At 64.6% G+C, this 25,821-nt stretch carries 22 protein-coding genes; 13 read left to right on the top strand and 9 right to left on the bottom strand.

Annotation, left to right across the window (positions count from 1 at the left end; all coding sequences use genetic code 11):
* Positions 1-5 precede the first annotated feature (5 nt).
* Entirely contained in the window at positions 6-1,661 is a 1,656-nt protein-coding gene (locus ACQY8M_RS13625) for an electron transfer flavoprotein-ubiquinone oxidoreductase (RefSeq protein WP_428672814.1), read from the bottom strand.
* A gap of 81 nt (positions 1,662-1,742) precedes the next feature.
* Between ACQY8M_RS13625 and ACQY8M_RS13620 the strand changes: the two genes are divergently transcribed.
* A complete protein-coding gene (locus ACQY8M_RS13620; RefSeq protein ID WP_428672812.1) occupies positions 1,743-2,807 on the top strand; it encodes a homoserine O-acetyltransferase family protein in 1,065 nt (354 codons plus the stop codon).
* Entirely contained in the window at positions 2,807-3,637 is an 831-nt protein-coding gene (locus tag ACQY8M_RS13615) for a uracil-DNA glycosylase (RefSeq protein WP_428672810.1), read from the top strand. The genes ACQY8M_RS13620 and ACQY8M_RS13615 overlap by 1 nt, the downstream gene beginning before the upstream one ends.
* Positions 3,638-3,696: 59 nt before the next feature.
* On the opposite strand, the gene ACQY8M_RS13610 is transcribed toward ACQY8M_RS13615, so the two are convergent.
* Positions 3,697-3,870, bottom strand: coding sequence for an addiction module protein (locus tag ACQY8M_RS13610; protein ID WP_428672808.1), 174 nt, complete (start codon positions 3,868-3,870; stop codon positions 3,697-3,699).
* Between the two features lie 3 nt (positions 3,871-3,873).
* Complete coding sequence (locus ACQY8M_RS13605) at positions 3,874-4,299, bottom strand: GNAT family N-acetyltransferase (RefSeq protein WP_428672806.1); 426 nt, start codon at positions 4,297-4,299, stop codon at positions 3,874-3,876.
* Positions 4,300-4,484: 185 nt separating this feature from the next.
* Between ACQY8M_RS13605 and ACQY8M_RS13600 the strand changes: the two genes are divergently transcribed.
* The 8 genes from ACQY8M_RS13600 to ACQY8M_RS13565 all read left to right on the top strand — a co-directional run bounded on the left by ACQY8M_RS13600 (position 4,485) and on the right by ACQY8M_RS13565 (position 14,368).
* Positions 4,485-5,462 (top strand): Bug family tripartite tricarboxylate transporter substrate binding protein, encoded by a 978-nt coding sequence (locus ACQY8M_RS13600; protein ID WP_428675358.1) that lies wholly within the window; start codon positions 4,485-4,487, stop codon positions 5,460-5,462.
* A gap of 65 nt (positions 5,463-5,527) precedes the next feature.
* Positions 5,528-6,031, top strand: a complete 504-nt coding sequence (locus tag ACQY8M_RS13595) for a tripartite tricarboxylate transporter TctB family protein (protein ID WP_428672804.1) — start codon at positions 5,528-5,530, stop codon at positions 6,029-6,031.
* Between the two features lie 22 nt (positions 6,032-6,053).
* Positions 6,054-7,559 carry a tripartite tricarboxylate transporter permease gene (locus ACQY8M_RS13590; RefSeq protein ID WP_428672802.1) on the top strand — a complete coding sequence of 502 codons (1,506 nt, stop codon included), beginning with the start codon at positions 6,054-6,056 and terminating at the stop codon, positions 7,557-7,559.
* 102 nt (positions 7,560-7,661) lie between these two features.
* Positions 7,662-8,351, top strand: a complete 690-nt coding sequence (locus tag ACQY8M_RS13585) for a GntR family transcriptional regulator (protein WP_428672800.1) — start codon at positions 7,662-7,664, stop codon at positions 8,349-8,351.
* A 20-nt stretch (positions 8,352-8,371) separates the two neighbouring features.
* A complete protein-coding gene (gene oxc / locus ACQY8M_RS13580) occupies positions 8,372-10,102 on the top strand; it encodes an oxalyl-CoA decarboxylase (RefSeq protein WP_428672798.1) in 1,731 nt (576 codons plus the stop codon).
* A gap of 132 nt (positions 10,103-10,234) precedes the next feature.
* Positions 10,235-11,551, top strand: a complete 1,317-nt coding sequence (gene frc, locus ACQY8M_RS13575) for a formyl-CoA transferase (protein WP_428675357.1) — start codon at positions 10,235-10,237, stop codon at positions 11,549-11,551.
* A gap of 4 nt (positions 11,552-11,555) precedes the next feature.
* A complete protein-coding gene (locus tag ACQY8M_RS13570) occupies positions 11,556-12,485 on the top strand; it encodes a methionyl-tRNA formyltransferase (protein WP_428672796.1) in 930 nt (309 codons plus the stop codon).
* 185 nt (positions 12,486-12,670) lie between these two features.
* Positions 12,671-14,368 (top strand): formate--tetrahydrofolate ligase, encoded by a 1,698-nt coding sequence (locus ACQY8M_RS13565; protein WP_428672794.1) that lies wholly within the window; start codon positions 12,671-12,673, stop codon positions 14,366-14,368.
* A gap of 70 nt (positions 14,369-14,438) precedes the next feature.
* Here ACQY8M_RS13565 and ACQY8M_RS13560 read toward each other — a convergent pair whose 3' ends face one another.
* Positions 14,439-15,020, bottom strand: a complete 582-nt coding sequence (locus tag ACQY8M_RS13560; protein WP_428672792.1) for a hypothetical protein — start codon at positions 15,018-15,020, stop codon at positions 14,439-14,441.
* 88 nt (positions 15,021-15,108) lie between these two features.
* Between ACQY8M_RS13560 and ACQY8M_RS13555 the strand changes: the two genes are divergently transcribed.
* Together ACQY8M_RS13555 and ACQY8M_RS13550 are read left to right on the top strand one after the other, a co-directional pair.
* A complete protein-coding gene (locus ACQY8M_RS13555; RefSeq protein WP_428672790.1) occupies positions 15,109-15,804 on the top strand; it encodes an SRPBCC family protein in 696 nt (231 codons plus the stop codon).
* Positions 15,805-15,819: 15 nt separating this feature from the next.
* Positions 15,820-17,487 (top strand): thiamine pyrophosphate-binding protein, encoded by a 1,668-nt coding sequence (locus tag ACQY8M_RS13550; protein WP_428672788.1) that lies wholly within the window; start codon positions 15,820-15,822, stop codon positions 17,485-17,487.
* Between the two features lie 186 nt (positions 17,488-17,673).
* Here ACQY8M_RS13550 and ACQY8M_RS13545 read toward each other — a convergent pair whose 3' ends face one another.
* From ACQY8M_RS13545 to ACQY8M_RS13525, 5 genes are all read right to left on the bottom strand, one after another.
* Positions 17,674-18,648, bottom strand: a complete 975-nt coding sequence (locus ACQY8M_RS13545) for a hypothetical protein (protein WP_428672786.1) — start codon at positions 18,646-18,648, stop codon at positions 17,674-17,676.
* Positions 18,649-18,715: 67 nt separating this feature from the next.
* Entirely contained in the window at positions 18,716-20,107 is a 1,392-nt protein-coding gene (locus ACQY8M_RS13540; protein ID WP_428672784.1) for a hypothetical protein, read from the bottom strand.
* 116 nt (positions 20,108-20,223) lie between these two features.
* Positions 20,224-20,568: a PIN domain-containing protein gene (locus ACQY8M_RS13535; protein ID WP_428672782.1), complete on the bottom strand. Its 345-nt coding sequence runs from the start codon at positions 20,566-20,568 to the stop codon at positions 20,224-20,226.
* A gap of 59 nt (positions 20,569-20,627) precedes the next feature.
* Positions 20,628-20,861 (bottom strand): antitoxin, encoded by a 234-nt coding sequence (locus ACQY8M_RS13530; RefSeq protein WP_428672780.1) that lies wholly within the window; start codon positions 20,859-20,861, stop codon positions 20,628-20,630.
* 74 nt (positions 20,862-20,935) lie between these two features.
* Positions 20,936-22,135: an MFS transporter gene (locus ACQY8M_RS13525; protein WP_428672778.1), complete on the bottom strand. Its 1,200-nt coding sequence runs from the start codon at positions 22,133-22,135 to the stop codon at positions 20,936-20,938.
* A gap of 381 nt (positions 22,136-22,516) precedes the next feature.
* Here ACQY8M_RS13525 and ACQY8M_RS13520 point away from each other — a divergent pair, with 381 nt between their 5' ends.
* Positions 22,517-25,729, top strand: coding sequence for a Fic family protein (locus ACQY8M_RS13520; RefSeq protein WP_428672776.1), 3,213 nt, complete (start codon positions 22,517-22,519; stop codon positions 25,727-25,729).
* Positions 25,730-25,821 lie beyond the last annotated feature (92 nt).

Here is a 25,821-nt window from a genome sequence, read left to right as displayed (position 1 = left end):
ACCTGTCACATGTTCGGGTAATTGGGCCCGCCGCCGCCCTCCGGTACCGTCCAGTCGATATTCTGCGCCGGATCCTTGATATCGCAGGTCTTGCAGTGAACGCAGTTCTGCGCGTTGATCTGGAAGCGCGGCTGGCCGCTGTCGGAGGTGACGACTTCGTATACGCCAGCCGGACAATAGCGCTGCGCCGGCTCGGCATAGAGCGGCAAATTGACCGCGATGGGAATGGACGGGTCGCGCAGCTTGAGGTGAACCGGCTGGTCCTCCTCGTGGTTGGTGTTCGACAGGAAGACCGAGGAGAGCTTGTCGAACGACACCACGCCGTCCGGCCGGGGGTACTGGATCGGCTGGAATTCGGCGGCGGGCCGTAGGGTCTCGTGGTCGGCCTTCTTATGATGGAACGTCCACGGCAGGCGGATGCCGAGGTCGTGGCACCACATGTCGAAGCCGCCATAGATCGTACCCAGCACCGAGCCCCACTTCAGCGCGGGCTTGACGTTGCGGACCTTGTCGAGGTCCTTCCACAGCCACGACGACTTCAGCGCTTCCGGATAGGCCGTCAGCTCGTCGCCGCCGGTCTTGCCTGCGGCCAGCGCCGCGAACGCTGCCTCGGCGCCCAGCATGCCGCTCTTGATCGCGTTGTGGCTGCCCTTGATGCGCGGCACGTTCACAAACCCGGCCGAGCAGCCGATCAGCGCGCCGCCGGGGAAGGTGAGCTTCGGCACCGACTGGACGCCGCCCTCGTTGATGGCGCGCGAGCCGTAGACCAGCCGCTTGCCGCCCTTGAGGTGCTTGGCAACGTCAGGATGGGTCTTGAAGCGCTGGAACTCGTCGAACGGCGAGAGGTACGGGTTCTCGTACGACAGATGCACCACGAGGCCGATGGCGACCAGGTTCTCGCCGAAATGGTACATGAACGAGCCGCCCTGACTGCCGGTTTCCGACAGCGGCCAGCCCTGCGTATGCACCACCAGGCCTTTCTTGAAGCTCTCGGCCGGGACCTCCCACAGCTCCTTGATGCCGATGCCGAATTTCTGCGGATCGACGCCGGCGCGCAGGTCGAACTTGGCGAACAGCATCTTCGACAGCGAGCCGCGCGCACCCTCGGCGATCAGCGTGTACTTGGCATGCAGCTCCATGCCCTCGGTGTAGGTGTCCTTCTTCGTGCCGTCCTTGCCGATGCCCATGTCGCCGGTGGCGACGCCCTTCACCGAACCGTCCTCGTTGTAGAGCACCTCCGCGGCAGCAAAGCCGGGATAGATCTCGACGCCCAAGGCCTCGGCCTGGGTCGCCAGCCAGCGGCAGACATCGCCCAGGCTGACGATGTAGTTGCCGTGATTGTTCATCAGCGGCGGCATGGTGAAATTCGGGAAGCGGAACGAGCCGGTCCTGGTCAGCCACAGGAACTGGTCGTCGCTGACCTGGGTCTCGATCGGCGCGCCCTTCTCCTTCCAGTCGGGAATGAGCTCGTTGAGGCCGATCGGATCGATCACCGCGCCGGACAGGATGTGGGCGCCGACCTCCGAACCCTTCTCGAGCAGGCACACGGAAACGTCGTGACTAAGCTCTGCAGCCAGCTGCTTGAGGCGAATTGCCGCCGCCAGCCCGGCCGGGCCGCCGCCGACGATCACCACGTCATATTCCATTGCCTCGCGTGCCATTGCCATCTCGCCTTGCCAAACCGTCAACTCTAATTAGCCTGTCGGGGGCCGGATCGCCACCGGCGGAAAAAGGGGACCCCTGTGCCGGCTTTGACCGATATCGAAAGCAAGATCTTCAGTTCCAGGGACTTCCGGCTGGAAAACGGCCAGGTCCTGCCCGTCCTCGAGCTCGCCTACGAAACTTACGGCACGCTCAATGCAAAGCGCGACAATGCCGTTCTGGCGGTCCACGGCTACACGTCGAGCCACCACGCCGCCGGCAAGAATGCCCCGGGCAAGCAGGGCCGCGGCGTGGCCGAGGGATCGGCCGGCTGGTTCGACGGGCTGATCGGGCCGGGCAAGGCGGTCGACACCGACAAGTACTTCGTCATTTCTGTCAATGCGCTGGGCTCCGCGCACGGCAGCACCGGACCGAACACGAACGATCCCGGGACCGGCAAGCCCTACGGCCCGACCTTCCCGGAGATCACGATGCGCGACATCGTGGCGAGCCAGAAGCGGCTGGTCGATTCGCTCGGCATTCCCGGGCTCGTCGCGGTGATCGGGCCGTCGATGGGCGGCTTCCAGTCGTTCCAGTGGGCCGCGTCCTATCCCGGCTTCATGAAAGGCATCGCCGCGTCGGTCACCGCACCACGCTCACCCGGCGGGCTCGAGCAACTGGCGGCGCTGCAGAAACGTTTGGCAAGCGATCCCAACTGGAACGGCGGCTGGTACTACGACAATGGCGGCATCAGGAAGGTGCTGGCCGAGATCCGCTTCGACACGCTCAGCAACTACGGCCAGAACGAGATCCTGGCCGAGACGATCGCCGATCCCGAGAAGCGCAAGGAGGCGATGCGCGCCAACGCCAGGGCGTGGGCCGAGATCTACGACGGTCATTCGATGGTGGCACTGCGCCGCGCGATCGGCTCGTTCGACATCACCGGGGAATACGACAAGCTCAAGGGCACCAAGGTGCTCTACGTCAATTCCAAGACCGACAAGCTGTTCAACATCGCGGATTGCCCCGCCTACGTGGCCGACATGCGCAAGGCCGGCGTCGACATCACCTATGTCGAGCTGCCCTCGAACAAGGGCCACATGGCAAGCCACGCCGATTCGGCGCTGTGGGCGCCGATCCTGGCGGCCTTCATGAAAGGTCTTTGATGGAGGGCGCTGCCGCCCTCCTGCGCTGGTACGTCGACAATGGCGTCGACGAGGCGATCGGCGAGGAGCCGGTCGACCGCTTCGCCATCCCGCCCCCACTACCGGCTGCCGCAGCACCGGTCGCGTCGCCTCCAGCAGCCCGTTCGCCCGTCCCGCTGCGGCCACCCCCGGCACCGTCGACACCGCCGCCGCCACGCGCGCCGGTGCCGCTCGAATCGCCCCAGCTCGTCGAGGATGCACGCGCGCTCGCCGAAGGCTGCACGTCGCTGGCCGAGCTCGAGGCAGCGATCCGGGGTTTCGACAGCTGCGCACTCAAGCGCACCGCGAAGAACACCGTCTTCGCCGACGGCACGCCGGGCGCGCCGGTGATGATCGTGGGCGAGGCGCCCGGTGCCGACGAGGACCGGCTGGGCAAGCCGTTCGTCGGCGTGAGCGGCCAGCTGATGGACCGCATGATGGCTGCCATCGGCCTGACGCGCGACGGCGGCTTCTACATCACCAACATCCTGTTCTGGCGTCCGCCCGGCAACCGCACGCCGACGCTCACCGAGCAGGGCATGTGCCTCGCCTTCGTCCGCCGCCATATCGAGCTGGTCCGGCCCAAGGTCCTCGTGCTGGCGGGCGCCACCGCCGCGAAGGCCGTTCTCGACACCACCGAGGGCATCACCCGCCTGCGCGGCAAATGGACGAGCCATCGCCTCTCCGACGGCACCGAGATCCCCACCATGCCGACCTTCCATCCCGCCTATCTGCTGCGCACCCCCGCCAGCAAGCGCCTGAGCTGGCAGGACCTGCTGGCGATCGACAAGAAGCTGAAGGAGCTGGCCTGAAACACGTTCCGAGTGGCGCGGTCCGAGCAAAGATGACGCCCTGAGCAGAGCCGGCCCCCTTACCGCAAAGACAAACCCAAATCGCGTTTGATGTCTGCCAGAGTGGCGACGGGCTCGTCTGGATTGGTGCGGTATTCGGCCAACCTACGGCGGACCAATTCACGCTGCGCATCGGTCACTTCCTCCACGGCGTCTTGGCGCGGCATGGCTTTGGCTCCGACAGTCTTGTCCATCTTCTATAACCTCTTCCTCAGGAAGAACTTCTTGTGGCCTTCGGGATAGTCGTCGAGCGTGCCGAACACCTCGTAGCCGCGGGCTTCGTAGAACGGCCGGGCCTGGAAGGAGTGGGTATCGAGCGTAGCCGAGTGGCAGCCGCGCTCGCGCGCGTAGGCTTCGGCATGGTCCATCAGGCGCGTGCCCCAGTCCTCCCCACGCACCGACTCGTCGATCCACAGGAAGGTGATGTGCAGCCAACCACCCCAGATGCCGCCCAGGACGCCGCCCCTGGTTTCGCCCAGGCTGCTCTTCACGAAGAAATGCAGCGGATAGTAGGTCGATACGCCGGTCGCGCCGACGTTAAACATATCGAGCCTTTCGCGCACGAGTTGAGCGTCCGCGCCGCCTTTCTCGTCGAAAACAATGGTGAGGTCGCTCGTCGTCATGGTGCGTGCTCCAACCGCCATCCGTGCTTTGCACGTCTCATCGACGAAACGCAACGAGCTGGCGTGCGATCTTGACGGGTTTACCCATGGCGCCCAAGATTGCCGCAAAAAACATGGGGATAGGCCTCGACGGCCTTGGGAGGAATAAGATGGCAATGACCGACTTCCGGTGGCGCTCGCGCGTCATGGCGATGGCAGCTGCTGTGGTCGCCAGCCTTTTTTGCCCCGCCGCATGGGCATGGGAGCCGACCCGCACCGTCGAGTTCATCGTCCCGGCGGGGACCGGCGGCGGCGCCGACCAGATGGCGCGCATGATCCAGGGGATCGTCGCCAAGCACGGTCTGATGAAGCAGACCATGGTCGTGATCAACAAGGCGGGCGGCGCCGGCGGCGAGGGCTTCCTCGACATCAAGAACGCCAAGGGCAACCCGCACAAGCTCGTGATCACGCTGTCGAACCTGTTCACGACACCGCTTGCCACGGGCATCCCCTTCTCCTGGAAGGACATGACACCGGTCTCGATGATGGCGCTCGACGAGTTCGTGCTGTGGGTCAACGCCGAAGCGCCGTTCAAGACGGCGCAGGAGTTCATCGCGGCAGTGAAGGCTGCTCCCGAGGGCCAGTTCAAATTGGGCGGCACGGGCTCCAAGCAGGAAGACCAGATCATCACCGTCGCGATGCAGCGGGCGATCGGCAAGAAGATGACCTACATTCCCTACAAGGGCGGGGGCGAGGTCGCTGTCCAGCTCGTCGGCAAGCACATCGATGCGACGGTCAACAATCCGATCGAGGCGGTCGCGCAATGGCGCGCCGGGGCGCTGCGGCCGCTGTGCGTGTTCGACGGCAAGCCGCTGCCGGTCAAGGACAAGATCGCCGGCGACATGTCGTGGGCCGACATCCCGACCTGCAAGTCGCAAGGCCTGGATATCGAATATCTGATGCTGCGCGGCATATTCATGCCGGCTGGCGTGCCCAAGGACGCGGTCGAATACTATGTCCAGCTCATGCAGAAGGTGCGTGCCACGCCGGAGTGGGCGCAGCTCATGCACGACGGTGCCTTCAATCCGACCTTCATGGCAGGCGCCGAATACGGCAAGTGGGTCGAGAGCGAGGAGAAGCGCCATCGCGAGCTGATGAAGGAAGCGGGCTTCCTGGCCAACTGACGGTGGGACGGACGATGCCTGTCCGGCCATCGCCCATCATTCCGTAGCGTCAGCGGGAACCGTCGATGTCCACTCCTCCGCAAACCTCCGGCTCGCCCGGACCGCGGCAGCGCACTGTCGAAGCGGGCGTCGCCCTCTTCGTCCTGGCTCTCGGCGTGATCACCATTGTCGGCAGCCTGAAGGTCGGCATCGGGTGGGCCGAGGAAGGGCCCAAATCCGGCTTCTTCCCGTTCTGGGTCGGCCTGATCGTCGTGCTGGCGAGCGTCGTGAACTTCGTGCGGGCGCTGGCCATCTCGCCGGGCAGGCTGTTCGCCGAATGGGGCCAGCTCGCAGAGGTGCGCAAGGTCGTCATCCCGATGGCGATCTATGTCTCGGCGGTGCCGTGGCTCGGAATCTATCTCTCGTCCGCGTTGTTGATCGCGGGCTTCATGCGCTGGCTCGGCCGTTACGGCTGGCCGTTGACCCTGTGCATCAGCCTTGCGTTGCCGATCCTGACCTATGTGACGTTCGAACGATGGTTCCTGGTGCCGCTGCCCAAGGGTCCGATCGAGGACTGGCTCGGGCTCTAGAGTCCGGAAGCGGAGAGGATCGATGGAAGGCATAAGCGATCTGCTGCACGGATTTTCCGTCGTGCTGAGCTGGACCAATTTCTTCTACATGCTGGTCGGCATCATCCTGGGCGTGATCATCGGTGTGCTGCCGGGCCTGGGAGGCGCCAACGGCGTCGCGATCCTGCTGCCGCTCACCTTCAGCATGCCGCCGACCTCCGCCATCATCCTGCTGTCCTGCATCTATTGGGGCGCCCTGTTCGGCGGTGCCATCACCTCGATCCTGTTCAACATCCCGGGCGAGCCGTGGTCGGTCGCCACCACCTTCGACGGCCATCCGATGGCCCAGAAGGGCCAGGCCGGCGAGGCGCTCACCGCCGCCTTCACCTCCTCCTTCATCGGCGCCCTGTTCGCCGTCATCGTCATCACCCTCGCCGCCCCGCTGGTCGCCAGCTTCGCCCTCCAGTTCGGCCCCGCCGAGAAATTCTCGGTCTTCTTCCTCGCCTTCTGCAGCTTCGTCGGCATGGGCAAGGAGCCACCGGCCAAGACCATTGCGGCGATGATGCTGGGCTTCGCGCTCGCCGCCGTCGGCACCGATACCGTGACCGGCAGCCTGCGGCTGACCTTCGGCTCGACCGAGCTGCTCAGCGGCTTCGACTTCCTCGTGGCCGTGATCGGCCTGTTCGGCATCGGCGAGATCCTGCTCACCATGGAAGAGGGCTTGAGCTTCCGGGGCAAGGCCGCCGCGATCAATCCGGCCGTGGTGTGGCAGACCTGGAGGGGCCTGCCGCGCCACTGGATGACGATGCTGCGCTCCTGCCTGATCGGCTGCTGGATGGGCATCACCCCGGCCGGCGCGACGCCTGCCTCGTTCATGAGCTACGGCATTGCCAAGCGTTCCTCCAGGAACGGCGGCAAGTTCGGCACCGGCGAGATCGAAGGCGTGATCGCGCCCGAGACCGCGGCGCACGCCGCCGGCACCTCCGCCCTGCTGCCGATGCTGGCGCTCGGCGTCCCCGGCTCGCCGACCGCGGCCGTGCTGCTGGGCGGCCTGCTGATCTGGGGGCTGCAGCCCGGCCCGCTGCTGTTCGTCGAGCAGAAGGATTTCGTCTGGGGCCTGATCGCCAGCATGTATCTCGGCAATATCGTCGGGCTGGCCGTCGTCCTCACCATGGTGCCGGTGTTCGCGGCGATCCTGCGCGTGCCGTTCGGCATCATCGCCCCGATCATCCTGGTGATCTGCGCCATCGGCGCCTACACCGTGCACAACAACAGCTTCGACGTGATCATGATGCTGGTGTTCGGTGTCGTCGGTTACTTCTTCAAGAAATGCAACTATCCGCTGGCGCCGCTGGTGCTGGCGATCGTGCTCGGCGACAGGGCCGAGGAGGCGTTCCGCCAGTCCCTGCTGATCTCCCAGGGCAGCGTTTCCATCTTCTGGTCGAGCGGGTTGGTGAGCACGATCATGGCCCTTGGCCTGGTGGCCCTGTTCTGGCCGGCAATCTCCAACCTCCTTGCCCGCCTCTTCCGGCAGCGCAGTCCCGCGTGATTATCCTCACCGGACCCTGCAGGTGGCTGGACGCGTCAGCCGCCGTGGAATAATGAATAATGTATCTCAGCAGCCGGCGGCCTCGAGGGGGACAAGCGGTTCATGAGCGAAGCGCGCCTGTTCATCGCTCCGATCGACAGCAAGGAGACGTTCAAGGACAAGGCGTACGCCGCCTTGCGCAACGTCATCGTGTCGTCGGACGTGTACCGCTCGCGCACCGACATCAGGCTCGACGAGCGCCAGCTGGCCCAGGATTTCGGCGTGTCTCGCACGCCGGTGCGCGAGGCCATGGCGCAGCTCGAACGCGAGGGCTTCGTCCGCTCCGTCCCGCGCCGCGGCGTCTACGTCGTTCGCAAGACCAAGCGCGAGGTCATCGAGATGATCACTGCCTGGGCGGCGCTGGAGAGCATGGCGGCCCGTCTCATCACCGAGACCGCCCGGGACGAGGACATCGCCGGCCTCAGGCGCATGTTCGCCCAGTTCGACGGCGAGACGCTGCACGCCAGGCTCGACGAATATTCCGAGGTCAACATCACCTTTCACCAGGCCATCATCGAGCTCAGCGGCAACCAGGTGCTGATCCGGCTGGCCGAGAACCTGTTCACCCACATGCGCATGATCCGCGGCCAGACGATCGGCGAGGACGACCGGGTCGACCGCTCGATCCACGACCACATGAACATCATCCGGGCGCTCGAGGCACGCGACACCACGCGCGCCGAGAACCTGGTGCGCCAGCATGCGCTCGGCCTCGCCGCGCATGTCGCCAAGCACGCCGACTATCTCGACTGAATTCGTAACGGGAGGAACCAATGGCCGAAGCAGCGGCAATCAAGAAACCCGAAACCGACACCGAGGAACTGACCGACGGCTTCAACCTCATCATCGACGCGATGAAGCTGAACGGCCTCACAACGATCTACGGTGTTCCGGGCATTCCGATCACCGACTTCGGCCGCATGGCGCAGGCCGCGGGCATCCGCGTGCTGTCGTTCCGCCACGAGCAGAATGCGGGCTATGCCGCGGCGATCGCGGGCTTCCTGACCAAGAAGCCGGGCGTCTGCCTGACCGTCTCCGCGCCGGGCTTCCTGAACGGCCTGACCGCGCTCGCGCATGCGACCACCAACTGCTTCCCGATGATCCTGGTCTCGGGCTCGTCGGAGCGCGAGATCGTCGACCTGCAGCAGGGCGACTACGAGGAGATGGACCAGCTCGCCGTCGCCAAGACGATGTGCAAGGCGGCCTATCGCGTGCTGCACGCCGCCGACATCGGCATCGGCTTCGCGCGCGCTATCCGCGCCGCCGTGTCGGGCCGTCCCGGCGGCGTCTATCTCGACCTGCCGGCCAAGCTGTTCGGCCAGGTGATGAATGCCGAAGCCGGCAGGAAGTCGCTGGTCAAGGTGATCGATGCGGCTCCGGCGCAGATCCCCTCGCCCGACTCGATCAAGCGCGCGCTCGATGTGCTGAAGGGCGCGAAGAAGCCGCTGATCATCCTCGGCAAGGGCGCGGCCTACGCGCAGGCCGACGAGGCGATCAAGGCGCTGGTCGAGAAGAGCGGCGTGCCGTTCCTGCCGATGAGCATGGCCAAGGGCCTGCTGCCCGACACCCATCCGCAATGCGCCGGCGCCGCGCGCTCGACGGTGCTGAAGGACTCCGATGTCGTGATGATGATCGGCGCCCGCCTCAACTGGCTGCTGAGCCACGGCAAGGGCAAGGCGTGGGGCGATGCGCCGAAGAAGTTCATCCAGGTCGACATCGAGCCCAGGGAGATGGACTCCAACGTCGAGATCGCCGCCCCGGTCGTGGGCGACATCGGCTCGTGCGTCGCGGCCCTGCTCGAGGCCATGGGCGGCAACTGGACCAAGGGCCCGTCGGACTGGATGGGCGCGGTCACCGCCAAGCGCGAGGAGAATGTCGCCAAGATGGCGCCGCGCCTGATGAACAACAACAACCCGATGGACTATCACGGCGCGCTCGGCGTGCTGCGCACCGTCATCAAGGAACGGCCCGACGCGATCCTGGTCAACGAGGGCGCCAACACGCTCGACCTGACGCGCGGCGTGATCGACATGTACAAGCCGCGCAAGCGGCTCGATGTCGGCACCTGGGGCGTGATGGGCATCGGCATGGGCCAGTGCATCGCCGCCGCGGTCGAGACCGGCAAGCCGGTGCTGGCGATCGAGGGCGACTCTGCGTTCGGCTTCTCCGGCATGGAGGTCGAGACGATCTGCCGGTACAACCTCCCGGTCTGCATCGTCGTCTTCAACAACGACGGCATCTATCGTGGCACCGACGTCAACAAGGCGGGTTCCGACCCGGCGACGACGGTGTTCGTGAAGGGCTCGCGCTACGACAAGATGATGGAGGCCTTCGGCGGCGTCGGCGTCAACGCCACGACCCCCGACGAGCTGAAGCGCGCCGTCAACGCGGCGATGGACTCGGGCAAGCCCACCCTCATCAACGCGGTGATCGATCCGGCGGCCGGCAGCGAGAGCGGCCGCATCGGCAATCTCAATCCGCAAAGCAAGCTGAAGAAGAAGTAGGGGACGACGATGGCGAAGAAGAAGGACAAGAAGGCGAAAGCCAAGGACAAGGACAAGCGCGAGAAGAAGGCCCTGAAGAACGCGAAGACGGCCAAGAAGCCCAAGCTGACGCTGGCGGCCAAGGCGCCGAAGATGTCGAAGAAGCCGTGGGGCGAAGACGGCAAGGCGCTCGACGGCGTGAAGATCCTCGACTTCACCCACGTCCAGTCGGGCCCGACCTGCACGCAGCTGCTGGCCTGGTTCGGCGCCGACGTGATCAAGGTCGAGCGTCCCGGCACCGGCGACATCACGCGCGGCCAGCTGCAGGACGTGCCGGGCGCCGACAGCCTCTATTTCACCATGCTCAACCACAACAAGCGCTCGATCACGCTCGACTCCAAGAGCAAGCAGGGCATGGCCGTGCTCGAGCGGCTGGTGAAGAGCTGCGACGTGCTGGTCGAGAACTTCGCGCCCGGTGCGCTCGATCGCATGGGCCTCACCTGGGAGCACATCCACGCGCTCAACCCGCGCATGATCGTGGCCTCGGTCAAGGGTTTCGGCCCCGGCCCGTACGAGGACTGCAAGGTCTACGAGAACGTGGCGCAGTGCGCCGGCGGCTCGGCCTCGACCACCGGCTTTCACGACGGCATCCCACTGGTAACCGGCGCGCAGATCGGCGACTCGGGCACCGGTCTGCATCTCGCGCTCGGCATCGTGAGCGCGCTCTATCAGCGCAACCGCACGGGCCGCGGCCAAAGGGTGCTCTGCGCCATGCAGGACGGAGTTCTGAATCTGTGCCGCGTGAAGCTGCGCGACCAGCAGCGCCTCGCGCACGGGCCGCTCAAGGAATACACCCAGTACGGCCAGGGCATCCCGTTCGGCGAGGCGACGCCGCGCGCCGGCAACGACTCGGGCGGCGGCCAGCCCGGCGTCATCCTGAAGTGCAAGGGCTGGGAGACCGATCCCAATGCGTATATCTATTTCATCACCCAGGCGCCGGTGTGGGAGAAGATCTGCGACCTGATCGGCGAGCCGGAATGGAAGACTCATCCGGACTTTGCCAAACCGCCGGCCCGCCTGCCGCGGCTGAAACAGATCTTCGAGCGCATCGAGCAGTGGACCATGACGCTGAGCAAGTTCGACGTCATGAACGCCTGCAACGAGCTCGACATCCCGGTCGGCCCCATCCTGTCGATGAAGGAGCTGGCCGAGGAACCGTCACTGCGCCAGACCGGCACCGTGGTCGAGGTCGATCATCCGACGCGCGGCAAGTACCTGTCGGTCGGCAACCCCATCAAGCTGTCCGACAGCGTCACCGAGGTCGCGCGTTCGCCGCTGCTCGGTGAGCACACCGACGAGATCCTGTCGAAGGTGCTGAAGTTCACGCCGCGCCAGATCGCCGAAATCAAGGCGTCCGGCGCGACCGGCGAAGCCCCCAAGGCCCCCGAAAACGCCATCGCGGCGGAGTAACCCCATGCGCATCGTGGTCCATGGACAGCAGGCCTTCGGCAAGGCCGTGCTCGAGGCACTCCTCAAGCGCGGCGACGAGGTCGTCGGCGTATATGTCGCGCCTGAGAAGCCCGGCCAGAAGGCCGACCCTCTCAAGGAGGCGGCACTCGCCGCAAAGCTACCGGTGTTCCAACCGGCCTCCTACCGCAAGCCTGAGGTGTGGGAAGAGTTCAAGGCGCTGAAGCCCGACCTGCAGGTCATGGCTTTCGTCACCCTGTTCGTGCCCGAGGAGTTTCTCAACATCCCGACGCACGGCTCGATCCAGTATCACCCGTCGCTGCTGCCGGCCTATCGCGGGGCGTCGGCGATCAACTGGCCGATCATCCTCGGCGAGAAGGAGACCGGCCTGTCGATCTTCTGGCCCGACAACGGCCTCGATACCGGCGATGTGCTGCTCGCCAAGACGACGCCGCTCGGCCCGACCGACACGATGGGCGACCTCTACTTCAAGCGCCTGTTCCCGATGGGCGTCGATGCGATGGTCGAAGCGGTCGACCTGGTGAAGGCCGGCAAGGCGCCGCGCATCAAGCAGGACGAATCGAAGGCGACCTACGAGGGCCGCGCCACCGCCGACATCGCCCGCATCGACTGGGGCAAGTCGTGGCGCCAGATCGACCCGCTGGTGCGCGGCTGCAATCCGGTGCCCGGCGCCTGGACGACGCTCGACGGCAAGACCCTGCAGATCTTCGAGGTGACGCCGCTGCCGGCCAAGGATCCCAAGGGCATCGGCGGCAAGTACGGCGACGTGGTCGCCGTCGATGCCGACGGCTTCACCGTCGTCTGTCCCGACGGCCGCATCAAGGTCACCCGCGTGAAGCCCGCCGACGGCCCGAAGGTCGGCGCCGGCGAATGGGCGGCGGCGAGCGGCCTCGCAGTCGGCGCGCGGTTCGTATGACCGACGCTCCTTAGCCATAGCCCCCTCCCCTTCGCGGACTCCGCGAAGGGGAGGTGTCGGCGTCATACGCCGACGGAGGGGTCGGGAGGCGACATCGTGCGCAACGCCCCCTCCGTCGCCGTATGACGGCGCCACCTCCCCCGAAGACGGGGGAGGGACAAGAAACTTGAGAGAGGAAACGTCCGATGCCCGCATCACAGCACACCAGTCCGAAGTCAGACATCCAGATCGCCCAGGAGGCCAGGAAGCGGCCGATCATGGAGCTGGCGAAGGAGAAGCTCGGCATCGCGCCGGAGAATCTCGAGCCCTACGGCCACTACAAGGCCAAGGTATCGATGGACTACATCAAGTCGCTGCAATCGAAGCCCAACGGCAAGCTGATCCTGGTCTCCGCGATCTCCCCTACGCCGGCGGGTGAGGGCAAGACCACCACCACCGTGGGCCTGACCGACGCGCTGAACCATATCGGCAAGAAGGCGATGCTCTGCCTGCGCGAGCCCTCGCTCGGGCCAAGCTTCGGCATGAAGGGCGGCGCGGCGGGCGGCGGCTACGCCCAGGTCGTGCCGATGGAGGACATCAACCTCCATTTCACCGGCGACTTCCACGCCATCGGCGCGGCACATAATCTCCTCTCGGCGCTGATCGACAACCACATCTACTGGGGCAACCCGCTCGGCATCGACGGCCGCCGCGTGGCCTGGCGCCGGGTCGTCGACATGAACGACCGCAGCCTGCGCCAGATCGTGTCCTCGCTCGGCGGCGTCGCCAACGGCTTCCCGCGCGAGGACGGCTTCGACATCACCGTCGCTTCCGAAGTGATGGCGATCTTCTGCCTCGCCAAGGACCTCGCCGATCTCAAGACGCGGCTCGGCAACGTGATCGTGGCCTACACGCGCGACCGCAAGCCGGTCCATGCCAAGGACCTCAAGGCGCACGGCCCGATGACCGTGCTGCTGAAGGACGCGCTGTCGCCCAACCTCGTGCAGACGCTCGAAGGCACGCCCGCCTTCATCCACGGCGGCCCGTTCGCCAACATCGCGCATGGCTGCAACTCGGTGCTGGCGACCACGACGGCGCTCAAGCTCGCCGACTATGTGGTGACCGAAGCAGGCTTCGGCGCCGACCTTGGCGGCGAGAAGTTCATCGACATCAAGTGCCGCAAGACCGGCCTCAAGCCCGACGCGGTCGTGCTGGTCGCCACCATCCGCGCGCTCAAGATGCATGGCGGCGTGAAGAAGGAAGAGCTCAAGACCGAGAACCTGAAGGCGCTCGAAGCCGGCATGTCCAACCTGCAACGCCATGTCGAGAACGTGAAGAAGTTCGGCCTGGTGCCGGTGATCTCGATCAACCGCTTCAGCGCCGACACGGCGGCCGAGATCGAGCTGGTCAAGTCGGCCTGCGCGAAGCTCGGCGTCGAGGCGGTGATGGCCGACCATTGGGCCGAAGGTGGCAAGGGCGCCGCCGACGTCGCCCGCGCCGTGGTGAAGGTCATCGAAAGCGGAAAGAGCGACATGAAGCTGCTCTATCCCGACGAGATGCCGCTGGTGGAGAAGATCCGCACCATCGCGAAGGAGATCTACCGCGCGTCGGACATCTCGGTGCCGAAGCCGGTGCGCGACCAGCTCGCCTCGTTCGAGGCGATGGGGTTCGGCAAGGTGCCGGTCTGCATCGCCAAGACGCAGTACAGCTTCTCGACCAACCCGGATGCCAAGGGCGCCCCGGTCGACCACATCGTCGCCGTGCGCGAGGTTCGCCTGTCGGCGGGCGCGGAGTTCGTGGTGGCGGTGTGCGGCGACATCATGACCATGCCCGGCCTCCCCCGCGTGCCCGCCGCCGACTCGATCGATGTCGACGCGGAAGGCAAGATCGTCGGGCTGTTCTAGGGCGAGATAGCCCGAACGCGCACGAACCTCCCTGCCCCGCTTGCGGGGGAGGGAATTCGGCCCAGACGGTCTAGTCGCGCTGCGCCACCCGTTGCTGACCCTGATGGCCGCAGGAGGTGAGCGGCACGCCGATCGCCACGGTCCGGTCGCCGCTCTTGAAGCAGCCCGCCCGCCATTGGCCGGAGAAGGTATGGCCGGCGATCGAGGCCGTGCCCAGGCCGTGCGGCACGTTGTTCTCGTAGAAGCCGACATACCACTCCGACTCGTTCCAGGTGTAGCGGCCGGGACCCTGGCGCTTGCCGTCGACGAAAGCCCCTTCGAAGCGGTCGATCGGGCGCTCGTGCTCGGTCCATTGCAGCTTGCCGGCGCCAACCATCGCGCCCTTCCGGCAGGCGCCCGTCCAGGTCACCTTGTCGGAGGGCGCGGGATGCCAATCCCACATCCGGCAGCCGACGCCGGGTTCGAACAACCAGGAGCCTTCGTCGCACGGGTCGTTCCAGCTGATCTGCACGGGGTCCGGCTCGATTCCGGCGCAGTCGGTCTTGTCCGACAGGGCGGCGATGCTTTGCGCCACGGCGACCACGGGGTTGGCGAGCCAGCCGATCAGCAAAGCGCCGCAGAAGGTCTTGGTGAGGAGCGATGCGAAGGTCATGCCGGTCTCTCGGATGAAGCGGCGCTGTCATACTTGAAGATCGTCGGCCTGGGTATCGGACAAAAGTAGCACCACCCTGAACAAAGGTATGAGCGGCAGCCGCGCCGTGACCTATTCTGCCACCATGCCTTCTGTCACCGAGACGATGACCATCTCCTCCCCGGCCGAGCAGGTCTGGCCGTTGCTGCGCGATCCGGCGCTCGTCGCATCCTGCATCCCCGGCGCCACGCTCTCGCCCGACCAGGGCGACGGCGTGTGGCGCGGCTCGGTGCGCGTGAAGTTCGGGCCGACCGTCGCGGTGTTCCGCGGCGAGGCGACGCTGGCTTTCGACGACACCGCCCGCACCTGCACGATCGAGGGCCGCGGCATCGACGGACGCGGCGCCTCGCGCGCGCTGGCCTCGGGCGTCGTCAAGGTGTCGGGCGGCGATACGACCGAAATCGCCGTCGACGGCAGCTTCTCGGTGAGCGGGCCGCTCGAAACCTTCGCCAATGCCGGCGGCATCCACGTGGCACGCGCGCTGCTGGCGGAATTCTCTGCCAACATGGCGAAGAAGATCGGCGAGCTCAGTCCGTCGGTTCAGCAAGAAGCTCCAGCAGACGCCATTCGGCCAGCATCCATTCCGCCTGACGGGGTCGACCCGCTTGCCGCACCGCCACCCGTGGCTCCACCATCGCCGCCGACGAGATCGACGCCAACACCAGCACCGACGCCCGCCGCGGAGATCAGCGGCTTCCGCATCCTGTGGCAGGCCTTCCTGTCCTGGCTGCGCGGCAAGAAATAGGGAGAGAACGAGGTTATGAGCAGCAAGCTTAAGGTCTCCGACATGCTGGCGCGCGCCTTCGCGGCCGAGGGCGTCGACCATCTGTTCACCCTGATGGGTGACGCCAACATGTACTGGTCGACGGCGATGGCCGAGCTGCCGGGCATGAAGGTCGTGCATGCCCGTCACGAGCATTGTGCCGTGGCGATGGCCGACGGCTACGCCCGCGCCACCGGCAAGGTCGGCGTCGCCTCGACGACCTGCGGCCCGGGCTTCACCCAGATCATGACCGCGCTCACCATCGCCGCGCGCGGCAACGTCCCGCTGGTGGTGTTCGCGGGCGATTCGCCGCTCGCTGCCGCGTGGTACCTCCAGCAGATCGACATGGCGCCTTTGGCGCTCGCCTGCGGCGCGCACTACGTCACCGTCAAGCACATGGACCGCCTGCTCGACTGCGTGCGCGAGGCATTCCTCGTCGCGGCGCTCGAGCAGAAGCCTGTGGTGCTGAGCGTGCCGATGGACCTGCAGAAGCAGGCCTGGCCGCACATGACCGACTATACGCCTTCCGCCGACCTGATGCCGGCGGCGCAGCGGCCGGTGCCCGATCCCACGATCGTCGACCGGGTCATCGACATGATCGCCGAGGCGGAGAAGCCGATCCTGATCGCCGGCCGCGGCGCGCTGCTGTCCGGCGCCGGCCCGGCGCTGGAAGCACTGGCCGCGGAAGCCGGCGCGCTGACGGCGACGTCGCTGCTCGGCAAGGGCCTGTTCGACGGCAATCCCTACGCGCTCGACATCGCCGGCGCCTTCGCCAGCGACTTCTCGCGCGAGCGCTTCGCCGAGGCCGACCTGGTGATCGGCGCCGGCGCGGCGCTCGGCCACTACACCACCGAGGGCGGCTACCTCTATCCCGGCGCGCGCACCATCCAGATCGACACCAACCCGCGCGGCCTGTGGCAGGGCCTGCGCACCGCCGACCTGCACGTCCGCGCCGACGCCAAGGCGGCGGCCGAAGCGATCGTGGCGCGCATGAAGCAGCGCGGCGTCGCGCGCACCGGCTTCCGCACCAACGAGATGGCGAAGCTCATCGCGGGCGACTCGCCCGACAGCAAGGAGTACCCGGTGCAGCCCAACACGCTCGACCCGCGCAAGGCGGTGCTCGAGCTCGACCAGGCCATCCCGAAGGATTGGGAGGTCGTGGTCGGCGCCGGCCACTACTTCAGCATGGTGATGACCCACATGAAGGGCCGGGCGGCCGAGCGCTATCATGTGGTCAACGACTTCGGCGCGATCGGCTCGGCGCTGCCCGCCGCCATCGGCATCGCCGCGGCGAAGGGCGACGGCAAGGTGCTGCTGGTCGAGGGCGACGGCAGCCTGATGATGCATGTGCAGGAGCTCGAGACCGTCCGCCGCCAGGGCATCCGCATGCTGATGGCGATCATGAACGACGGCGGCTACGGCGCGGAGTTCCACAAGTTCCGCGCCAACGGCGTCACCCCCAAGGAGGCAATCCACGGCCGCGGCGACCTCGCGGCGGCTGCCACCGGCTTCGGCCTGCGCGGCGCATCAGTCACACAGCCCGGCAAATTCGCGCCGCTGTTCAAGGAGCACCAGGGCGCCAACATCGGCACCGTGTGGGACGTCCACATCGACGACCTGATCCCGTCACGCGCCTATCGCCGGGTGCACTACGGCGAGGCGTAGGACGCGATGCGTTGATCATCTTCCCTCCCCCGCTCGCGGGGGGTGGTGTCAGCGTCTTACGCTGACGGAGGGGGAAGGCAGCGGAGATGGTGCGTCACACCCCCTCCGTCGCGGATTACCGCGCCACCTCCCCCGCGAGCGGGGGAGGCTCAGCTCATCTGGCTCTTAAGGGCCTGACCTGGTCTCTCAAACCCCGAGCGCGCGGCGGTAGTCGGCGAGGAGGGTGGCGCCATCGGCGCCCATGGCCGCGGTCCAGCGCCGGACAGCCGGTTCGGCAACCCGGCGCAACGCCGTCATGAGCTTGGCGGGAGGCTCGGCGGACACCAGCACGCCACGGCTGATGGTCTCCTGCTGGTCGCGCTGCACGAACGGCCTGATCTCGCGCCAGAGCTGGGCCTCGGTTGCCCGGCCGATGGCGAGGAGATCCTCGCGCTCCGCTTCGGTCATGGCCTCGAACGCCTCCCGGTTCGCCGTCAGGAACGAGAGCTGCAGGGCGAAGAAGATCTCGGCGACGCAAGCGAACTCCCGGGCCAGCGTGGCGCTCGATGCGTAACCGCTGGAGAGAGTGATTTCGGCTTCCGAATAGGAGGAGCGCTGGGCCCCCACCCTCTCGAACAGTTCCGCCCATCCGTCGCCGGTGTAGAACGTCTCGTCCAGCGCGAACCGCGCGCCCCGCAGATCGCCGGCCGAGCGGAGGCGGAAGGTGCTCCACAGCGCCGCCGGTCGCCACGGCTCGACCGCCAGCAGAACCTGGCCGTGCCGCGCCAGCGCGGCCTCGTAATGCGGCCGCGCGACGCGCAGCAGCGTCTCGGCCTCGTCGAAGGTGGCGGCCAGCATCGGTACGGCGGACAGGCCGAGGACGGGTTCGTCCCGCGCGAACATCGGCGCATGGAAGGACGCCAGGATCGACGCCCTGCCCATCGTGGCGAAGGGCAACGTGGGCGGCAGTTCCGACACCTCGATCCGGAACGGCCGGGCCGAAAGCGCGCCGGCCTTGTCCGCGAACCGCTGCGCCGCCGTGCCCACAATGGTCTGGGAGGAATAGGCCGCCAGATCGAGCCGCATCGGGTCGGCCTGGGCACGGCCGGCAAGCAACGCGGCCGGGAACGCAGCGAAAAGTACTCTACGACGCATGATCGACAATGCGGTAGCAAACGGCATGCCGACCTGTGCCCACAACGGCGCGCACCCGTGTGAGTGGCTCGCCAAATCGCCGCGGAGGGCGGGATCAGCGCCGACGGTCGGAAACCCCGAGTTCCTCCCATAGCCAGCGCGCGTCGTAGCTGGCGATCGCCGAGCCCGGCTCGAGTCGCGCGTTCGAGTTCTCGAGCCCCTTGAGCCAGCCGACCAGCCTTTCGCGGCCCTCCGTCGTCCTGGCGGACTCCCGCGGGCTCACATCTCCCAGTGCGGGAACGGGTTGGTCGAGCACAGCGCGATAATGACGGTCGAGTGTGTCGTGAACGAATTTGCGCTCTTCTTCCGCGGAGAGGTCCGCCAGCGGGGGCGGCTCTTCATTGGCCGGTTGCGAGGCCGCAATCTCGTCGAGCGTCTTCACTTCCACGACGGCTTCTCCAACGAACGGGCCGATGACGGCCTCGAGCAGGGCGCGGGCCCTTTCCGCACGCTGCGGCGAGTTGGTTTCCAGCTTCAGCCAATTGCCCTCGAACTCGACAATCCCCAGCGAGACGGAACCGTCCGGCAAGAGCATCATGAGGCGCTCGGCCCCCTCCGACGCGTCGTCGGGCGTAGGCGTGGCCGGCGGTCCGGCCCAGTCCCAGTGGCCGTCGTCCGCCTCGTGGAAGCCCGGAATCGCAGCAATTCCATCGCCGAGGGCCTTGCGGTCCGCACCCGGCTTCAGGGGATAGCGAACGGTCGTGAGCTCGATCGTGTCGCCGTCGCTGGTGACCAGCGCCGGCCGGATGGGATCGAGCACCTGCTGCAAGGCGTCTTGCAGCCACGCGGTGGTGAACATGGACGCCGCCTGACGCAGGACTTCGGTGTCGAAGGCATAGGGGTCGAGCTCGGGGGGCCCCTCCCCCCGCCGCCTTTGGATGTACGGGCGCATCTTCTCCCGCAGATCGGCGAAGCGGTCGCACAGGCCTTCGCCGACGTGGCGCGGCATAGGCAGCGCCCCTCCCGTGATCTCGGTCCTCGGCCCCATATTCACGATGCGGGCAGCGAGCACGTCCCATGGCTTCATGCCGCGCGTGGCGAGCTTCTCGCTGACCCTCACCGGCTCTCCGCCGCGGATCAGGTCGCGCGCCAGGAACGACTGGTCGCGCACGATGTCGCTCACCTCGTACAGGCTCATGACCGACGAGCGCAGAGCCATCAGGTAGCGCCTGTTGGGAACGGTCTCCTTCCAGCCGCGCCGCTTCAGGTAGTCGTCGACGATGTTGCTTCCGTCCTCGAGCTCGCCCGCCAGCATGTCCTCGAAGATGCAGCCGAAGAGGTTCGACACGAGGTCCTCGCCGATCAGGTCATCCAGCTCTTCGATCTCGATGCCGGCCGCCTCGCACGCCGCCTCCAAATGGATCTGGAGCAGTTCGTCGAACGCCTCCGCCCACTCCTCGCGCTCGAGCCACGTCCTCACGCCGGAAAGCCGATCAGCCTTTGCCATTGCCAAGCCTTGCGCGGGCGATGCTGCGGATCAAGCGGAAGCGGGTGTCGCTTTACCCACAAGGCCTCTCCACCACCCGGACCCGTTCCTCTTTGCCAAGGCGCAACGCGGGCTCCTCAACGTTCGCGCAACCAGTTCTCGCGCGGCAGCTCTTCGATACGGGCGAATTCGCGCTCGTTGTCGGTCACGATCGTGTGGCCGAGCGCCAGGGCCTGAGCGGCGATCAGCAGATCGTTGCCGCCGATCGGCGTGCCAGCCCGCTCGAGCCGCGCGCGAAGCAGGCCGTAGGTCACGTCGGCCGGCGCCTCGAAAGGCACGACGTCAATGGCGCTGAGCACCGCCTCCAATTGAGCGGTCAGCCTCGGCGACGCCCTCTTCGCAGCCCCGTAACGCAGTTCGGAGGCGACGATAATGCTGGTGCACACCCGGGCTTCGCCGACGTGGCCGACGTGCTCGGCCACTGGACCGTGAGGATGGCGAACGAACTCGGAAAGGACGTTCGTGTCGAGCAGGTAACGTGTCAAAGCCGGACGGGATCAGGCAGAGAGTCCGGGATCGGCGGAAAGTCCTCATCGAGCGACTCGAGGGTCGCGAGCACCGCCAACAGCGATTTCGGCGGCACTGGCTCGATGATCAGCTTCCCGCCTTCCTTGCGCATGATCGCATCTTCACCGGGAAGCTCGAATTCGCGAGGAATGCGCACCGCCTGGTTCCGCCCATTCTTGAAGAATTTGACGTGCCGCTCGGGGATCATGGTGGACCTCGTTGGCATATGCCATGGCATATGCTAAAATAGGACGAATGCCTTGTAGAGTCAAGTCACAGCGGTCACGTGCTCTCGCGCCAACCCCGCTTGGGCAGCGTCAGGGCCGCCGCCATGCCGGTCACGTTGGCAGCGGCGGCGATCATCATCACGATGACGTAGCTGTGCGTCGTGTCGAACAGGTAGCCGGCCAGCACCGGCAGGCCGATCGCCGCGGCGCACCAGGCGATGTACGTGCGGCCGGCGACGCGGCCGTAGTCGGCCGGCGGCCAGTAGAGGCCCACCCCGGCGGCCGTCGAGCCGGAGACGAAGCCGTAGCCCACGCCGATCATCGCCAGCCCCAGCACCGCCGTGACGGGTGCCGGAAGGAACGTCACCAGCAGGCCCCCGCACAGCGCCAGCGCATGCGCCGCGCACATCACGTGCGGCACGGCGAAGCGATCGACGAGCCAGCCGCCACTGATGCGCGCCGCCGCGATCGCGGCGGAAAGGCCGGTCGTGGCGGCGACCGCCAAGGTGGTCGCGCCGCCATAGGTGGCGATGATCTCGCGCGCCTGGCTCAGCACCATCAGCCCGGCCGAGGCGGCGAGGAAGAACGTGCCCGAGAGCTTGACGAAGGTCAGGCCGAGCGCCGCCGGACGCTCCGGCGCGGCACCGCCAGCCGGCACGACCAGCCGCGCCCCGCTGTGCCGGGCGAGCAGCGCCGCGGCGATGCCGCAGGCCAGCAGCACCGCCGCCAGCGCGCCGAGCGTGGTGCGCCAGCCGAACGCCTCGTTGCAGGCATGGAAGGCAGGCGTCGCGATCATGGCGCCCATCGGGTAGAGGCTCACGATATAGCCGTTCACCAGCCCGCGCCGACGCTGCACCAGCATGTTCACGCCCTGCTGGCACAGGATGTAGGCCGCGCCGCCGCCCGTGCCGAACACGACGCCGTAGCCCAGCAGCAGCTGCGGCAGCCCGGTCGCCGTCGCCGCGACCGCGACCCCGCCGGCCGCGACCACCGCGCTCGCGAAGATCAGGACCGGCGCGGAGGCGAGGCGGTACAGATAGGCCGCGCCGACCGAGCCCACGGTGAACCCCGCCGTCGCCAGGCCGAAGACGAGCGACAGCGACGAGCGCGTGACGCCGAGGTCCTGCTCGAGCGGGCGCAGGAGCACGCTGAAGGAGTAGACCGACCCGAGCGGCAGGTTCAGGAGCGTCGATGCCAGCAACGCCGCCCACAGGCGGCCGGCGTGGGCGGAAGCAATGGATGAAGAGACTGACATGACGCGGAGGTTTACTGATCCCGCCTTCGCCGCCAAGTGAACTCTGAGATCTTCATCCTGCCTTTCACGTCCAGTAGCAAGTTCTGCCATCCCTCCACGGGCCGACTACCCTAAGTTCGCCCTTCAGCACTGATACGCACCCGCTCCATTAAGCCAGCAAACCCCGAATTCTCGATCCGGAATACATATCTAGCGTTCCCCGCTCGCGTCGGCCCTTCAAAACGTCGACTGCCTACTCGTAGTTGCAGGCACCGGGCCAATTCCGTTACGGTTTCTGCAGGCAAGTTCATTCGAGTACAGGCTGAAAGGGCGAGCTGACACCACAGGGGCTTGCTCAAGAGAGCAAGGGTGAGTCCTCGTCGAAGAGGGGGGGTAGGAAAGATGGAAAATGAAGCCGGTCCAATGGGGTTACACGCCTTTGACCTTGGGGGTGCCCAAGGCGGTCTGCCAAGTGCGGTAGCACTTCCCTCTGACGCCAACGACCAAATCCTCCTCGGAGAAGATGCATTCACATCCGGCAAAGACTTCGCACTAGTAACCAATTGGAAATTGCTACTCGGCAAGACCGACCTTGAAGTGATGACAGAACGACGGAACAATGACCGACTCAACCGTGCCCTAGAACGAGCGACGCTCGACAAGATTTCCTACCACTACTTTGAGCATATCCTGAAGCGTATCATGGCATCCGGACGCTTTGAGAGCGTTCCCGAATTTGTAATTGGAATTCCATCAGCAGCTGCTCGGACCGGAGCATCCAGGACGAGGTATAGGCGGGCAATCGAGAAAACATTTCTACAGCTTAACGCGCCAAAACCGCGATTCTTTTTAGAACCGTTTGCAGTGTTTCAGTACCATTTGTTTAACGAGGACATCAAAGATACCGGCCAACCCCAGAACGTTCTTGTCGTTGATATCGGCGGAGGAACAACTAACGTTTGCGTCATACAAACCTCGCATCATGGCCGCTTGGCACGCGGCGGCGAGAACCACAAGCCGCATGGGGTGCAAACCTTCGACATCGGCGGCAGCGACATCGATACAATGATCCTAAATCGCGTAGTGCGCTCAACGCGCATACGAGATACCAAAGCCCCGCTGCTCGCGCGGAAGGCTAAGGAGAGTATTTCAAAGGTGCTAAATAGCAATAAGTTGTGGATGGAGCCGGAAGAGGCGCGCGCCATATCCCAGACAATAAAGCTTGAAAACCAAGGCGACTGGGAAGTTACTGGACACGATCTTATACAGATCGTTGAGCGGAATTTTTGGCCAAGCGTTAGAGCAACTATTGTCGAGTGCTTAACTACGACCGGCACAAGAAAGGATGCAACTGGAGTCGATAAAATCGACGTGGTTATCTTTGCTGGCGGCACGTGTCAAATCCAATTCTTACACGATTTGTTTCAAAGAGACTTTAGCGCCGTGCCCCAGCTACTAGGTCATCGATTTGTAGTGTCATCACAATACGATCGAGCAGTCGCTTCAGGGTTGGCCTTAGAAGCATGCGCAAACAGCAGATTGCACGATCTCAAGCCCACGCGTGTTGCGCCGTATCTGCAATCCAGTGTTCATTTCGAAGTTGGCCATTCACTTAATACGGTTGGCGCACCCGTAAAGCTTCAACTCAAGGAGGGTCCAGACGTCTGCTCACCTAAGGGTAGCACAATTCTAAATGCCCCCTTCAGCATTACGGAGTTAGTTGGTCAGCAAGTGGAGTGGCAATTCCAACTCCGACAGCAGCCAGATCGTGTCTCTATGCGCTTCTATCTAAATGACGACAAAGAACAGCCTATTGGCTCCATCAATACTGTGAAAGTCGCAAAAAAAGGTGAATTGGCCGGATCCAAATGCAAGCTCCGTTTGATGTTTCACGATGACGGCGTTGCCGACGTAGGGCTAGTAGCATGGAACAACGCAGCTCGCTCTGATGTCTACTTCGAATCTGGGTATTTGGACCTGCATGAACTTCATGGAATTTCTAGCGATGTCTTTGTCGGGATGGACTTCGGAACCACTAATACCTTCGTTGCGGAAGCAGTAGCCCGGCCAGATCATCACGAAGCGTTACCTTCTCGATACGAGGTAGATTCGGTCACGATGGAACGAGCTCATGCACTCCAAGTCGATTCTCAAGCGTTCTTGCAGTCCATACCTAACGCTAGACTGTTGCTGTCCAATCACGAATCGAACTTGTTGAAAGATTACGTATACCACTCAAATCGCATTGAAGGCAGCATACTTACACGAGGTCAAACTCAACGAATATTGCGAGAATTACCTGATGAGAAGAGCCTCCACGCTCGCAATATACAGCACGAAATTGAGGAAATCGCCTTCGTTGACGATGAAGGTGAGATTCGCACGGTGTCACGGCCGGTTCGCGATCAAGTTGCAGCAGTAAACCTGAGAGATGCATTTAATTACGTCCGAGAATCGGCCCTTGAAGGAAGAGATTTGTCACCTTTCTTCTTAAAGTCGATGCACAATCTTGTTGTTAGAGGAGAGACCGCAGCACGACCGGGGCAATTCAGAAATGACAATGTGAAAATCTCTCACGCCACATTCGTGCCCCCGGATCACACTCAAGTTGAGCATCTTATTTCCGAAATGTGCGACTTCTTCGCGAGCAAAGAATTCCAGAACTGGCCCCCCGTGTATCAGGCGACGTACGCGCATGCGCGCTTCGTGTCGATCCACCCGTTTCAGGACGGAAATGGACGCCTCGCACGATTGGTTGCGAATTACTTTCTTTGGCGAGCGAACCAGCCGAGCGTGATGTTGCCCTGGGAGAACAGAAATAGATACTATGATGCACTTGAGGAATGCAATTCCTATGAGAATCGCAATAGAGGCAGTCTTGCCGACTTAGCCGCACTATTCTGCGATCTGTTCGAAGACGCCATCAACAACGTCAGAGCATCCGCTACTCGAATTGATGTGTCTCCTCTCGATGAACCTGTTATCTCGACGGGCTCAGCTAAGTCCAAGAGGCTGAACGCTCTTCTTGAAAAAATTGGTAGTGGCCGGCGCGCAATCGACGTCGAAGCTCAATATAGCGCGTGGCAAGCCTCTTTCACAGCTCTCCTGGCGGAGGTGAAAGAGAGCGCAATTTTGGTCAGTAGCGCATTTCGGGAGCGTTGGGGAGGCGGCATAGATGTTCGCGAATTCCCAATCATAGACTTAGAGACCTTCCGATCGATTAAAGATGGCGGCGCATACTCCAGGACGTGGTTTTTGAACCTTAAGCTCAAGCTACCTAGGTCAACAGAGGATATCGTTTTCTACTTCGGTCGTGCGTCCATGCAGGTATGCCGTCTTGACAATCGTCTTGAGAGGACCGCGTCTCTTGGTATTTCGCGATTTAACCGAGATCTAATGAAGCACGTAAATGTTCATCAAGAGTCGTGGAGCCGCATAAAGGAAATTACGCACGATGGTGCAACGATGGGTTTGTGCAGCGGAGGGTCGCAAGGCTTGAGATTCTTTACTGCAGAAGAGTCTGACTTTAGCGATTGGTTTGCCGTACTTCTGGAGGACGCAACAGAAGCTTTGGGAGGCTTTCAACTAGAAGGCTTGGCTTCTGAGGAGTTCTAGCGTCTGGGACTGCTGCATTGCATTGAGTGAGTGGACGATGTGACGATCAGGCAAGCTTTCTAGGTTGCGCTTCAAGGATGTTCAGCGGATCA

Origin of the sequence: Reyranella sp. (genome assembly GCF_965279465.1) — a bacterium.
In the GTDB taxonomy this organism is placed as follows: domain Bacteria; phylum Pseudomonadota; class Alphaproteobacteria; order Reyranellales; family Reyranellaceae; genus Reyranella.
The sequence above is the reverse complement of the archived record's forward strand: the minus strand, read 5'-3'. Positions and strand labels throughout refer to the sequence as shown.